The organism is Devosia sp. (genome assembly GCF_017307565.1).
Taxonomy (GTDB): Bacteria; Pseudomonadota; Alphaproteobacteria; order Rhizobiales; family Devosiaceae; genus Devosia.
The window spans coordinates 1-12,938 of record NZ_JAFKHD010000420.1 but is presented as its reverse complement, the minus strand read 5'-3'; the positions used below and the strand labels follow the sequence as shown (position 1 = coordinate 12,938).

At 63.6% G+C, this 12,938-nt stretch carries 16 protein-coding genes and 1 tRNA gene; 9 read left to right on the top strand and 8 right to left on the bottom strand.

Translation table 11 applies throughout. From position 1 onward, the window contains the following. On the top strand, positions 1–361 hold a 361-nt coding region (locus J0I64_RS17675), incomplete at its 5' end, for a diguanylate cyclase (RefSeq protein ID WP_291410642.1). On the opposite strand, the gene J0I64_RS17670 is transcribed toward J0I64_RS17675, so the two are convergent. The 3 genes from J0I64_RS17670 to J0I64_RS17660 form a co-directional block, all read right to left on the bottom strand. Next, positions 358–636, bottom strand: a complete 279-nt coding sequence (locus tag J0I64_RS17670; RefSeq protein WP_291410640.1) for a hypothetical protein — start codon at positions 634–636, stop codon at positions 358–360. The genes J0I64_RS17675 and J0I64_RS17670 overlap by 4 nt on opposite strands. An 88-nt stretch (positions 637–724) precedes the next feature. After that, a complete protein-coding gene (locus tag J0I64_RS17665) occupies positions 725–1,537 on the bottom strand; it encodes a hypothetical protein (RefSeq protein ID WP_291410638.1) in 813 nt (270 codons plus the stop codon). Next, complete coding sequence (locus tag J0I64_RS17660; RefSeq protein WP_291410636.1) at positions 1,534–2,877, bottom strand: hypothetical protein; 1,344 nt, start codon at positions 2,875–2,877, stop codon at positions 1,534–1,536. The genes J0I64_RS17665 and J0I64_RS17660 overlap by 4 nt, the downstream gene beginning before the upstream one ends. 202 nt (positions 2,878–3,079) lie before the next feature. Between J0I64_RS17660 and J0I64_RS17655 the strand changes: the two genes are divergently transcribed. Continuing rightward, a complete protein-coding gene (locus tag J0I64_RS17655; protein ID WP_291410634.1) occupies positions 3,080–4,081 on the top strand; it encodes a Gfo/Idh/MocA family oxidoreductase in 1,002 nt (333 codons plus the stop codon). A 204-nt stretch (positions 4,082–4,285) separates the two neighbouring features. Here the strand turns inward: J0I64_RS17655 and J0I64_RS17650 are convergent, their stop codons facing one another. After that, positions 4,286–4,855, bottom strand: a complete 570-nt coding sequence (locus J0I64_RS17650) for a TetR/AcrR family transcriptional regulator (protein WP_291410632.1) — start codon at positions 4,853–4,855, stop codon at positions 4,286–4,288. A 70-nt stretch (positions 4,856–4,925) separates the two neighbouring features. Between J0I64_RS17650 and J0I64_RS17645 the strand changes: the two genes are divergently transcribed. The 3 genes from J0I64_RS17645 (at position 4,926) to J0I64_RS17635 (ending at position 6,849) form a co-directional block, all read left to right on the top strand. After that, entirely contained in the window at positions 4,926–5,942 is a 1,017-nt protein-coding gene (locus J0I64_RS17645) for an aldehyde reductase (RefSeq protein ID WP_291410630.1), read from the top strand. 77 nt (positions 5,943–6,019) lie between these two features. Further along, positions 6,020–6,095 (top strand) — tRNA-Ala (locus J0I64_RS17640). A 76-nt stretch (positions 6,096–6,171) separates the two neighbouring features. Continuing rightward, positions 6,172–6,849, top strand: coding sequence for a YoaK family protein (locus J0I64_RS17635; protein WP_291410628.1), 678 nt, complete (start codon positions 6,172–6,174; stop codon positions 6,847–6,849). Here the strand turns inward: J0I64_RS17635 and J0I64_RS17630 are convergent. The 3 genes from J0I64_RS17630 to J0I64_RS17620 are packed head-to-tail and all read right to left on the bottom strand — an operon-like array spanning position 6,846 to position 8,632. Further along, entirely contained in the window at positions 6,846–7,133 is a 288-nt protein-coding gene (locus J0I64_RS17630) for a GNAT family N-acetyltransferase (protein ID WP_291410626.1), read from the bottom strand. The genes J0I64_RS17635 and J0I64_RS17630 overlap by 4 nt on opposite strands. A 2-nt stretch (positions 7,134–7,135) precedes the next feature. Then, complete coding sequence (gene argC / locus J0I64_RS17625) at positions 7,136–8,089, bottom strand: N-acetyl-gamma-glutamyl-phosphate reductase (protein WP_291410624.1); 954 nt, start codon at positions 8,087–8,089, stop codon at positions 7,136–7,138. 57 nt (positions 8,090–8,146) lie between these two features. Then, positions 8,147–8,632 (bottom strand): SRPBCC family protein, encoded by a 486-nt coding sequence (locus J0I64_RS17620; RefSeq protein WP_291410621.1) that lies wholly within the window; start codon positions 8,630–8,632, stop codon positions 8,147–8,149. 129 nt (positions 8,633–8,761) lie between these two features. On the opposite strand from J0I64_RS17620, the gene deoD reads away from it, so the two are divergent. Genes deoD through J0I64_RS17605 form a run of 3 tightly spaced genes read left to right on the top strand, consistent with a single transcriptional unit; the run spans position 8,762 to position 10,505 of the window. Further along, positions 8,762–9,472, top strand: a complete 711-nt coding sequence (deoD, locus tag J0I64_RS17615; protein ID WP_291410619.1) for a purine-nucleoside phosphorylase — start codon at positions 8,762–8,764, stop codon at positions 9,470–9,472. Next, positions 9,472–10,107, top strand: a complete 636-nt coding sequence (locus tag J0I64_RS17610; protein ID WP_291410618.1) for a hypothetical protein — start codon at positions 9,472–9,474, stop codon at positions 10,105–10,107. Before deoD ends, J0I64_RS17610 begins: the two co-directional genes overlap by 1 nt. Positions 10,108–10,142: 35 nt before the next feature. Beyond that, the gene (locus J0I64_RS17605) at positions 10,143–10,505 is read left to right on the top strand and encodes a DUF1304 domain-containing protein (RefSeq protein WP_291410616.1); all 363 of its coding nucleotides are present in this window, start codon (positions 10,143–10,145) and stop codon (positions 10,503–10,505) included. A gap of 84 nt (positions 10,506–10,589) precedes the next feature. Here the strand turns inward: J0I64_RS17605 and J0I64_RS17600 are convergent, their stop codons facing one another. After that, entirely contained in the window at positions 10,590–11,981 is a 1,392-nt protein-coding gene (locus J0I64_RS17600) for a M20/M25/M40 family metallo-hydrolase (protein ID WP_291410613.1), read from the bottom strand. Between the two features lie 150 nt (positions 11,982–12,131). Between J0I64_RS17600 and J0I64_RS17595 the strand changes: the two genes are divergently transcribed. Beyond that, positions 12,132–12,902: a FadR/GntR family transcriptional regulator gene (locus tag J0I64_RS17595; protein WP_291410611.1), complete on the top strand. Its 771-nt coding sequence runs from the start codon at positions 12,132–12,134 to the stop codon at positions 12,900–12,902. Positions 12,903–12,938 lie beyond the last annotated feature (36 nt).

The following is a 12,938-nucleotide window of genomic DNA, read 5'->3' as shown; positions in this document are numbered from 1 at the left end:
CTTTGGACGGGTGCTGCGAGCAAGTTTCGATTTCCGAGCGGTGATCGGCCGACTGGGCGGTGAGGAATTCGCCGTATTGCTGCCCGGCGCGGACCTTGCCCTGGCGCGGGGCGCCGCAGAAGCGGCACGCCGGCGCCTACGGGAATTGACGCCTCAGGAACGCGGCAGCGAGAGGGTGATCACTTCCTCGTTCGGAATCGCCGCCATGCAGGGTAGCGAGAGCCTTGCTGATTTGTTGCGACGGGCAGACGCCGCGCTCTACGAAGCAAAATCTCGTGGCCGCGATCGAGTCCGCGTCGCGCCGATCACTGCCATTGGGTTAGAGCCCGGGACAAGGCCCGGGCCCAGGATCGCCGGCTAGTTGAGGGCGGCGCGCGGGACGAGTTCGCACTCGCCGGTGGGCGTCACTTTCAGCGCCAATTGCTGGCGGTCGAGTTCTGCGAACCAGGCAGTCCACGAGCACGGGCTCATGCCATCGTCGATTTCGCCACCGTGGCTGCTCACGAAGCGCAGCAGGAGCTTTGCCTTCTCGTCGCCGAAGCGATCGCGGATACGGGCAACTGCGGGAATGCCATGGCGGTCCGTGACCCAGCTCTGGATGTCGCTGTGTCGCGTCAAAGTATGCGTTGCGATCATGGTAGCCTCCTCCATACGAGTTTGTTTGGGCACTTTGGCCCTCTATCCACCAACGGAACCACTCCTCCTGCGGTTCCTGGCGGAAGGTTCAATTCTCGACCATATGCGTGACAAGCTTCAGACGCTGCATCTCCTCTGCTGAAAGATAATAGAGCCGGTCGGGCGGCGTATCGAGCGCGTGCAGCCAAAGGGCCGGATCGACGCCGCTTTCTGTCAGGTGCCGGGTGATCTGTGCTGTCATCGACTGGGCATCGGACATGGCCACCCCGGCAACGGCCAGCGCGTCGACCGCCGACGCACCAAGCGAGGCGGCATAGATCTGATGCAGACCAATGGCGGAGTCTGGCGAGGCCAGTCGCTCGGCACCTGAAGCAAAAATAATGGGGCAGGACGAGGCACAGAGGTTTCCGGCTGCGACCTCAGTCGCAAGGCCTTTATCCTGGATGAGGGCGCCGATCTCCAGCGCGTCCATCACCGACCCTCCGGGCGAATCAAGAACTACAGTTTTCACATATTCGCCGCGCGCTGCAATCTCGTCGGCAAAGCGCTGCGCCGCGCCGGGGTCGATCGTGCCGGTGAGTTTGAGGGCACCGCCTGCTTCGAGCGTGATGGCGAGCGGGCTTTCCAGCGCTTCCGGCGTCGAGGTGATATGCGGCATGGGCCGGCCGGCGACGCCGCGTTCGGGATCGGCCGGCGGCAGGATCGGCACGACATTGGGCGCCAGCGCGGCCGGCTGCTGCTGCTGCGTCAGGTCGCGAAAATCGACATAGAGCACGCTGGCCGTGCCCAGCAGCAGAGCGAAAAAGGCAAAGCGAATGATGCTGCCGTCTTCGATGGCGGCGAGCCGGGCCAGAATGCCCGGGCTTCGCGACGACAGGCGGGCATTGGCTTCGGTCTTCATGCCGGGCGCTGCCCGTCGGTGCGTTTGCGCTGCGCAGCCTCGATGGGGGTGACGGTGGCATCATCAGGCGGTATTTCCGCAGCGAGCGGCGGCTGTTCTGCGGGCGGCTTTTCAACGAGCGGCTTTGGCTGACCGGTCGCGACGTCGATGCCTGCCGCCTCCATGCGGCGGTAGAGGGCAAGAGCCCGGAGCATTTCGGCCGCCGTGATGTTTTCGGCCTCTTCAAGCGATTCCGAATCCCGCCGCATGGCGTCGTGGACGATCATCAACACGAGAACCAGCACGACCGGCAGCAGGTCGATAGAAATGGCGCCGGCCCAGGATGGAATGAAATCCTGCCAGTAGCGCAAAACCGCTTCTGCCGAAGAAAGCGGGGTGTAGCGCCGCTGCTCGACCGCTGGCGTTGCCAGGATTTCGTCGGCCGCAGCGCTGAGCGCGCTAGACTGGGCGGCGACCGAGGCGCGGACGGTTTCCATGACCTGGTCCTGCCGATTGGCAAGGTCGGCCGAGCGGCCATCGGCGACCGGCGCGATAAAGCCGGCCGAAAGATCGGCCGAGGCGCGCTTGACCGAGGCGGCGACGCCGGTCTGCTGCAGGGCGGCGATGACGGCCGAGAGCTGCACGGCCTCGGTCTGGAAGGCATCGGCGCGTGGCTCGACCTGGCCCGGGGTGGAAACCAGTTCACGCATGGTGGCAAGCCGGGCGGAACCCTGTTCGAAAAGACCGGCCACCTCATCGCGGCTGCCGGTAATGGTGGCGGCAAGCTGGTTCATCTGCGTGCCCATCTGGGTGAGCAATTGCACGACGCTGCCGGAGCCGGTGGTGCCGGTCAGTGCGCCCGATTCCCGCTCATCGGCGGCAAGGCCGGAAAAGCGCTCGGCGGCGCGCTGGACGTCGGGGAGCAGGCTTTGTGCGGCAAGCGCATTGGCATGGGCCTGATCGAGATCTTCGGCATAGCCCTGCAGAGTGACAGCCATGTGCTGCTCGGTGGCGGCCGAACCGGCGAGCGCGGCGGCATTGAGCCAGGAACTCATGGCGATGATCATGGCACAGCCAATGGCCATGGTGACGAAGAGGCCGATGCGCTGCACGCCCGAGGTTACCAGCGGCACGAAACGGAGCATGAAGCTCCAGAAGGCATAGATGGCGACCGATACCGCGACCGAATAGATGATGGCCGCGAAGAAGACGAAGGTTGCCGAACCGTCCAGCAACCCGCGCACGCCGAGATAGGTATAGACGCCCGAAGCCAGCGCCAGCACGGCAAGGGCAAAGCGGGTCATGGTCTCCACCCCCCGCACCGTTTCATTCAGGCGGAAGGCATTGGGTTTGAGCTGCATGTGGCGTCCCCGCTCCGGCGGCCGTTCTGGCCGAGGATAAGACGATAGCATGGCGATATCGGCAAGAAGTAGGCAGGTTACGATGCGGTTAATGCCGGGCCCGATGACAGTCCCGTGAGCAGGCACCGGTTGGACGCTTCGGCCATGGGCTTGCGGGACAGGCCCGCAAGACGCTAGGCCAAGGGCAACAAGAGGAGAAAAAATGAGCAAGAAAGTTCGCTGGGGGATACTCTCCACCGCCAATATCGGCATGGCCAAGGTCACCCCGGCCATTCAGAAGGCGGCAAATTGCGAAGTGGTCGCCATTGCCTCGCGCGATCTCTCCAAGGCCCAGGACGCGGCCGACAAGCTCGGCATCGCCAAGGCTTATGGCTCTTATGAGGAGCTGTTTGCCGATCCCGAGATCGACGCCATCTACAATCCCCTGCCCAACCATTTGCACGTGCCGATGACCCTCGCGGCCACGCGGGCGGGCAAGCATGTGCTGTGCGAAAAGCCCATCGCCATCACGGCGGCGGAGGCAGAAGAGCTACGACAGGCGCCCAGGGACCGGATCGTCATGGAAGCCTTCATGATCCGCTTCCACCCGCAGTGGCAACGCGCCCGCGACATCATCCGCTCGGGCGAGCTGGGCGAGGTCCGCGCCATCAACGCCGTCTTCTCCTATTTCAACGCCAGCCCCGACAATGTGCGCAACCAGGCCGATATCGGCGGCGGCGGCATTCTCGATATCGGCTGCTACCCCGTGACCACCGGCCGGTTCCTGTTCGAGAGCGAGCCGCAGCGCGTTGTTTCCCTGGTCGAGCGCGATCCCGGCTTCGGCACCGACCGGCTCGCCAGCGTGATGATGGATTTTGGCACCGGCAAGCGGCTGACTTTCAGCTGCTCGACCCAGCTCGCGCCGCATCAGCGCGTGCAGGTTTTCGGGACCAAGGGCAAGCTCGAGATCGTCATTCCCTACAACGCGCCGCCCGACGAGCGGACCGCAATCCTGATCGATACCGGCTCGCCCATCGACGGCTCGCTGGCGCGCCGCGAAATTCTGCCGGCCTGCGACCAATATACAGAACAGGCTGCCGCTTTTGCCCGGGCAGTTCTGGGTGAAGAGCCCCTGCCCTATGGCATCGAAGACGCCATTGCCTCGATGAAAGTGCTGGACGCGATTTTTGCCAGCGAGAAATCGGGGGCCTGGGAGCGGGTTTGAACCGCCCCTCACCTGCTCGGACGCCCAGTGGTGAATAAATTTGTCGTCGCCACCGGGCTTGTCCCGGTGGTCCATGCCATCGGCGGGTTAAGGAGCCTTGGTGAGGTGGATTGCCGGGACACGCCCGGCAATGACGACGGAAGGGATAGACGCAGAGCGCTTAGGACAAGGGACAAGGAAGGTCCTGCCGGGGCCTCGACAGGACTACTGGCGCGGTAGTTCCGGGGTGATCAGCCGTTCGGCAAGGACCGGCAGGGCGGCGCGGACGGAGACTTCGTCGACGAGTTTTCGCGCCACGCCATAGGCGGCCGCCTGCAGCAGCCGGTTGAGTTCGGTCGGCTCGCGCACACCCGCCTCGCGCAGTGCGCTCAGGATGGACTCGTTCATCTGCACATCGAGCGCCCGGAAGCGGGCCGAGACGCGGCTATGGGTGGAATAGAGCTCTTCGGCAAAGGGTGAGGTTTCGACCACGGCGGCGATGGTGCCGTATTTGCCGGCCAGCGCCGCGCCGATCCGTTCCGCCACAGTGCCCTGTCCCGCCATGCCCGCTTCGAACGCGGCCGTCAGGGCTTCGGACAGATCATCGAGCAAGGCGGTAAAAACCGCGTCCTTGTCGGAAAAATAGCCATAGAGCGTGGGCTTGGCGACGCCCGCGGCGCGGGCCAGGGCCTCCATTGTCGTGCCCCGCAAGCCTTCGCGCACAAAAAGCAGCCGCGCCGCATCGAGAATGCGGCGGCGCTTTTCGGCGGCGCGGTCGAGGCTGGTTTCCGTCACGTCAAACTCCACATCTTGAACGAATTGAACGATTACACTATATATCGTTCAATTCGTCAGGAGAACAATCATGACCGATCGCGTTCTGCTCACCGGCATTTCCGGCTTTCTCGGCGGCCATGTCGCCCTGCAACTCCTTAGTTCTGGCTACACCGTCCGCGGCAGCGTGCGCAACCTCCAGCGCGCCGACAAGGTCCGGGAGACACTGAAGCGTCATGGCGCCGATATCTCCCGCCTCGAATTCGTCGCGCTCGACCTCATGCGCAATGCCGGCTGGGACGAAGCCATGGAAGGCGTGCGCTTCCTCCAGCACACCGCCTCGCCCTTCCTCATCCAGATCCCCAAGGACAAGATGGAGCTGATCCGTCCCGCCGTTGAGGGCACGGAACGCGCGCTCAACGCTGCCAACAAGGCGGGCGTCGAGCGGATTGTCCTCACCTCGTCCATGGCGGCCATAGCCTATGGCCATGACAAGAGCCGCGACACGCCCTTTACTGCCGAGGACTGGACCAATCTCCATGGCCGCGCCATCAACTTCTACCAGGAGTCCAAAACCCTGGCCGAGCGGCGCGCCTGGGAAATCATGGATGCGGCAGGCCGCCACGATGCCCTCGCTGTAATCAATCCCAGCGCCATTTTCGGGCCCCTGCTCGACGATGATCCGGGCACGTCGGCGGTGATCGTGCAGCGGCTGATCGATGGCTCCATTCCGGCGGCACCGCGCATTCCCATGACCATGATCGACGTGCGCGACGTTGCCGCCGCCCATGTTGCGGCCATGACGTCGCCGGAGGCCGGGGGCAAGCGCTTCCCGATGGGCGAGCGCACCCTGTTCTTCCTCGAAGCGGCCAAGATTCTAAAACAGCGCTACCCCGAACGGCGCATTCCGCAAATGGGCATGCCTGATTGGGCGGTGCGCCTCTACGCGCTTTTCGACCGCGACATGCGCGACAATATGGGCGAGCTCGGCTACATCAAGCGCCTCGATTCCAGCGATGCCATCGCCCTGCTCGGCCGCCCGCTACGCCCGGCACCCGATGCGCTTCTGGCAACCGCCGAGACGCTGATCGCCCAGCGGCTGGCCTAGGCTTCCGGAGGGCAAGGGGAGAGCGTTATCCCCCTTGCCGTGACCGCAAATTATGTCCATATCTCAGCCATTGGTGCGGGGCTGTAGCTCAGTTGGGAGAGCGCGTCGTTCGCAATGACGAGGTCAGCGGTTCGATCCCGCTCAGCTCCACCAAATCTTTCCAAATCGATGCTATCAGACCTTTGACCCGGTTTCGGGCCGGCAGGAATTTTGCCCGGCGGAGGCAGCGATGCTGATCAGTGAAGGCGACAAGCGCACGTTCAGGATCGACGGGCAGCTGGCCGTGCTGTTTGCCGCCATTGCCGGCGCGCTCAACGCGGCCGGTTTCCAGGCGGCCGGCTTTTTCTCGGCCAATATGACCGGCAATGCCTCATCCTTTTCCGATCACATGGCTCTCGGCGACTGGCCCCTGGCGGGGCTTTTTGCGCTTTTCATCGCCACCTTCATTCTGGGCGCCATGGTTTCCGGTCTTCTCATCCAGTGGGGCGGCGCGCGGGGCAGCCGGGCCAAATATGCCTATGGCATTGTGCTGGAGGGCACGGTCGTGCTGCTGCTGGGCGGTGCGCATCTTCTGGGAGTGCTGCATTCCTATGGGCTGATCCTGGGCCTCAGCTTTGCCATGGGCATCCAGAACGCGGCAACGACGCGGATTTCCAATGCGCGGGTGCGAACTACCCACGTCTCGGGCATGGCGACGGATATCGGGCTGGGGCTGGCGGGGTTGCTCGGCGGGGGCACGCGCGATGCCGAAGCGACAGCGCGGCTGAAGCTCTACGGCGGAGCCATGGCCGCCTTCATCTTTGGCGGCATTCTGGGGGTCGCCGCCTATCTTGCGACAGGCGGCCTGTTGTTTGTCGGCATGGGGCTGGTGCTGCTCACCGTCGCCCTCATGCGGGCCTTTCACTAGGCCAGCAGATCCGTCCATTCCGGGTGACGGCGGAACTGCACCACGACATAGGGGCAGACCGGCGTGATCTTGAAATTTTCGGCGCGAGCATCGGCGATGGCGGCCTTGACCAGTTCAAGGGCGATGCCGCGGCCCTCGAATTCCTTCGGCACGCCGGTATGGTCGACGATGATGCGGCCCGCTTCGCGTCGATAGGTCATCTCGGCCTCGGCCCCGGGCGCCAGGTCGATGACATAGCGGCCGCGGGTCGGCCCTTCCTCGCGCTGGATCTTGTAATCCGCCATGCTCAGGCCGCCAGGCTTTCGGCAGCGGCGACGCCGAGCATCAGGTTGAGGTTCTGCACGGCAGCACCGGACGCGCCCTTGCCCAGATTGTCGTAGACCGCAGCAATCACCACCTGGGCCCGCGCGTCATTGGCAAAGACATGCAGGGTCATCGTATTGGTGCCGTTATGGGCCTGCGGATCGAGCGCAGAAGTCTTGCCAAGACTCGCATCATAGGGCGCGACTTTGACAAAACTGTCCTTGATGCCGGCAAAATGGTCGGCGATGGCGGCATGGATGTCCGCCCCGGTCGGCACCTTGGCCAGCGCCCCGAGCTGCAGGGGGAGCGAGGTCGACATGCCCTGCGCGAAATTGCCCACCACGGGTTCGAACAGCGGTTCGTGCTTGAGCCCGGAATAAAGCTTCATTTCCGGCAGGTGCTTGTGGTGGAAGGTCAGGCCATAGGGCATGTACTGGCTGGCCTTGTCGCCCTCGGCCACATAGTCCTCGATCATCTGGCGACCGCCGCCGGTATAGCCGGAAATGCCGTGATAGATGGCGGGATGGTCGGCCGGGATCAAGCCAGCGGTGATCAGCGGGCGGAGGCCAGAAATCAGGCCCTGCGGCCAGCAGCCGGGATTGGCGACGAAGCGCGCATTGGCGATCTTTTCAGCCTGGCCCTTGTCCATTTCGGCAAAGCCATAGGCCCAGGTCGGATCGACACGATAGGCGGTCGAGGCATCGATGACGCGGGTCGTATCATTCTCGATCAACCGCACGCTTTCCTTGGCTGCCTCATCGGGCAGGCAGAGAATGGCAACGTCGGCAGCATTGAGCAGCCGCTTGCGCTCGTCCTGGTCCTTGCGCTTTTCGTGAGCGATGGAAATGACTTCGAGATCGCGACGGCCGGCCAGGCGCTCGCGAATTTGCAGCCCCGTGGTTCCTGCTTCCCCGTCGATAAAGATCTTCGCGACCATGTCCTTGGCTCCAGCGCAAAATTGCAGGTGACTAGATGGGCTCCATGACCCGGCTCGTCAAGCGTTTAGCGTCGTCGGAATATCGCGCCGCTCTATGACATCCTCGATACCGCAGAGCATGGCCATCCAGGCTTTCTCGGTTTGCGGCAGCCAGTCTTCCCACTGTGCATCCATGCCATTGTAGAGCGTAACGACGCAGCCCGGACCATTGGGCTCGGGTTCGATGATCAGCGTCACCTCGCCCGGATCATCCACCTCGCTCTCATCGACAATCCAGGTAAAGGCAATCTTCTTGGGCCGGTCGAGCGCCAGGAACTTGCCCCAGTGGCTGGCTTCCCCACCCTCGCGCTCGTCGGCAAAGGCAAAACTGCCGCCAACGCGCGGATCGAGCTCGGACCGGGTGAGCCGGCCTACCTGCCCCGAGCGCCTGAGCCAGGCGACCTGCCAGCGACGGGCGAGAGCGGGATCGACGAAAGCGTCAAAGACGCGCTCGGGACTGGCGCGAAAACTGTGAGTGACTTTGGCTTCGATTCGATCGGACATCGAGAGCCTCCTTTGCCTCATTGGAAGGGGAATGCTTTGGCGGCGGGGGACGTTCCGCGGCGGCAGGATTGTCAACGCGGCACTTGGGTGGCAAAGCTCGGGGCAGCAAGAGCCAAGAGGAGAGCCGGCATGACCCCGCACAATCACGCAAAACAGGGCGATTATGCCGAAGCCGTGCTGCTTCCCGGCGACCCGCTGCGCGCCAAATGGATCGCCGAAACCTTTTTCGAGAACCCGAAACTGGTCAATTCGGTGCGCAATTGCCTTGGCTATACCGGCACCTGGAAGGGCAAGCCGATTTCGGTACAGGCTTCAGGCATGGGCCAGCCGTCGCTCTCGATCTATGTGCATGAACTGATCAATACCTACGGCGCCAAGACCCTGATCCGCGTTGGCACCTGCGGCGGGCTCAATGCCAAGGTGAAGGTGCGTGATGTGATCCTGGTCCAGGCAGCCTCGACCGACAGCGCGATCGTCAAGGGCCGGTTCGGCGCCTTCAACTTCGCTCCTATCGCCGATTTCGGCCTGTTGCGCTCGGCCGCTGACAAGGCCGATGCCAAGGGCCTCAAATTCCATGCCGGCAATATGCTGTCCTCGGACATCTTCTATCACGTCGACGGCTTTGCCGGTTACGACAAGCTGCCCGACCACGGCGTCATCGGCGTCGAGATGGAAGCGGCTGCGCTCTACACCCTGGCCGCCCGCTTCGGGGTCAAGGCCCTGACCATCTGCACCATGACCGATTGCCTCATCACCCATGAGGAAATCAGCGCCGACGCCCGCCAGACCTCGCTTAAGGACATGGTGGAACTGGCGCTCGACGTTGCCGTGGAGGCGTGATGGCGACCGGCGGCAGCATTGCCGGACGCCTCTCGGGAGCCCTCGACCGACGGGACGAGGGCCCCAATGAGGAACTCGCGGCCGAACTTGCCGCCTCGGGCAATGAAGCAGGAATTGCCGAGCTCGTCGAACTCGTACGCAACGGCGGGGACCGCCAGCGCAATGACGCGATGAAAGTGCTTTACGAGGTCGGCGCGCGCCGGCCCGAACTGATCGGCACCTATTGTCCGGTTTTTCTCGAGGCGCTGAAGAGCAAGACCAATCGCCAGGTCTGGGGCGCCATGACGGCGCTCGACAGCGTTGCCGAAATTCGCGCCGCCGAGATTGCGGCGGAACTGCCGCAGGTGATCGAGGCCGCCGATCGCGGCTCGGTCATCGCCAAGGATCGCTGCACCTCGCTGCTGGTGAAGCTCGCCCGCTCCGGCTATGCCGACAAGGCCGTGCCGATTCTGGTGGAGCGTCTCAAACACGCCGCGCCGAACCAGTTTCCCACCTATGCGGAGGAAACGGCCAGCGTCATCACACCGGAAGCCCGGCCCGGCTTTCTCGCCATTGTCCGCGAACGGCTTGACGGTATGATGCAGAAGGCCAAGCGCGAACGCATGGAAAAACTGCTGCGCAAATTCAACGGCTAAAGCCGTTAGATCGACACTGAACATAGGGGCAGCGCATGGCGCTCGTAGCCAATATTCTCACCGGGCTCGTCGCCCTCATTCACATCTATATCGTACTGCTCGAAATGGTCTGGTGGACCAGCCCGCGCGGCCAGAAGGCCTTTGGGCTGACGCCGGAATTTGCCACCGCGACGAAAACCCTCGCGGGCAATCAGGGGCTCTATAATGGCTTTCTCGCTGCCGGGCTCATCTGGGGCCTTGTACAGCCCGAGCCCGAATTTGCCTGGCAGGTAAAACTATTCTTCCTCGCCTGCGTTGCCGTGGCTGGCATTTACGGCGCCGCCATCGCCAGCCGGAAAATCCTCTTCATCCAGACCGTGCCAGCGGTTCTGGCGATCCTCGCGCTGGTGCTAGCCTAGTCGCCACACCAAAAGAAAAGCCGCCGCCACCGGGCATGTCCCGATGGCGGCGGCTCGCAGCGCCAGTACGCCGAAGAAGAAGCCTTATTTCGACAGCGCCGCGAGCACATGCACCCACGAGCGGATGCCGCGATGGAAGCTATCGAGGTCGTACTTCTCGTTGGGGCTGTGGATCTGGTCGTCCACATGCGCAAAGCCGATGAGCAGCGTGTCGAGGCCGAGGATCGACTTGAAATCGCCGGCGACCGGGATGGAGCCGCCCGAACCGGTAATGACGGCCGGCTTGCCCCACTCCGAAGAAAGACCGGCCAGCGCCTTGCGCAGGAATTCGCCATCGGCAGGGACGGTAATGGCGGGCGAGCCGCCATGCGGGATGAATTCGACCGAGCAATCGGCAGGGATCATCTTTTCGACATGGGCGCGGAAGGCGGCGCGGATCTTCTTGGGGTCCATGCCCGAAACCAGGCGGAACGAGATTTTCGCCGACGCCTTCGCCGGAATGACAGTCTTGAAACCGTCGCCGGTGTAGCCACCGCTCATGCCGTTGATTTCGCAGGTCGGGCGCGACCAGAGCATTTCAAGGACGGAGCGGTTCTGTTCGCCCGCGGGAACCGAAAGATCGACGCTGCCGAGGAAGGCCTTTTCGTCAAAGCCCAGTCCCTGCCACTGCGCCTTGAGTTCGGGCGAGATTTCGGCGACGTCGTCGTAGAAGCCGGGCAGCGTCACCGAGCCATCGGGGGCGCGGAGGCTCGCGATGATTTCGGCAACCACCTGATTGGGATTGCGCGCAGCATTGCCGAACATGCCCGAATGCAGGTCCTTGTCGGCGGCAGTGACGACGATTTCGTCGGCCACCAGACCACGCAGCATGGTGGTGATCGAGGGCGTCTGGCGATCCCACATATCGGTGTCGCAGACCAGCGCAATGTCGGCCTTCAGCTCTTCGGCATTGTCGCGCATGAAGGGCGGCAGGTTCTTGCCGCCGGATTCTTCCTCGCCTTCGAGCATCAGCGATACCTTTACCGGCAGGCTGCCGGTAACTGCCTTATAAGCGCGGCAAGCTTCGATAAAGGTCAGCATCTGGCCCTTGTCGTCGGAAGCGCCGCGCGCCACGATGATTTTCCGGCCGGCAGGGTCTTCCTTGATCTGCGGATCGAACGGGTCCGAATTCCACAGGTTCAGCGGATCGACCGGCTGCACGTCGTAGTGAGCATAGAACAGCACGTGCGGGCCGGCCTGTTCGGGGCCATGGGCGACGACGACCGGGTGACCCGGCGTCTTGCGGGCGCTGGCGTCAAAGCCGAGGCCATTGAGTTCGCTGGCCAGCCAATCGGCGGCCTTCTGGCACTCGGCGGCAAAGGCGGGGTCGGTCGAGATCGACTTGATGCGCAAGAGATCAAAGAGCCGCTCGAGGCTTTGGTCGAGGCCCGCATCCACATGGGCGAGAACGGCATCGAGTTGGGCTTGATCTGTCATGGCTTGGTCCTGCGAAGAATTCGGAAGATTTGGTGGGCGCACCATGGCGAGCCGGGACCACTCTGTCCAGCCTCGGCCGGGGACCATTATTGTCACACTTATTCGACTGTGCTTAGGTCGCCCCGATCAATGACCAAGGAGTAGCCCAGCATGGATCGATCTGGCGGCAAGGCGCGCCACTCCGGCGACCTCATCGCCGCCCTGTCGGGCCGCAATCTGGCGCGCAATCTCCATTCCGACGTGCTCTGGGACATGGGTTTTGCCATCGTCTCCGGCCAATATGCCGAGGGCACCATCCTGCCGCCGGACACCGAGCTTCTCGAGCGTTTTCGCGTGTCGCGCACCGTTTTGCGCGAAGCGCTGAAGACGTTGGCGGCCAAGGGCCTGATCGAGGCGCGGGCCCGCATCGGCACGCGCGTGCTGCCGCGCAACCGCTGGAACCTCTTCGATGCCGACGTGCTCGCCTGGCATTTCGAGCTGGGTCCGGACGTGCGGTTTCTGCAGAGCCTCGCAGAAGTGCGAATCGGCATCGAGATCGAAGCGGCCGCCCTTGCGGCAGAGCGGCGAAGCGACGAACAGGCGCAAATGCTCATCGGCGCCGTCGACCGTATGGAAGCGGCGCGCACGCCCGAGGACTTTGCCCGGCACGACCTTGAATTCCACAAGGCGGTCGCTGACGCCTCGGGCAATCCTTTCATGGCTTCGATCAGTGCGCTGGTGGAAATGGCGCTGACTGCGGCCTTCACCATTTCCTCGCCGGTCAACGAACCCGAGGCCCTCGCCCAGACCGTGGGCGTGCACCGGGCCATCGCCAAGGCCATAGACGAGCGCAACCCGCAGGGCGCGCGCGAAGCCATGCGCGTCGCCATTTCCGAGGGCTTTGCCCGGGCCGCCGGACGCATGGAACAGCCGGCCGCCTGAAGGGCTAGAGAGAAATCGCCAGTTTGCCGGTAAGGG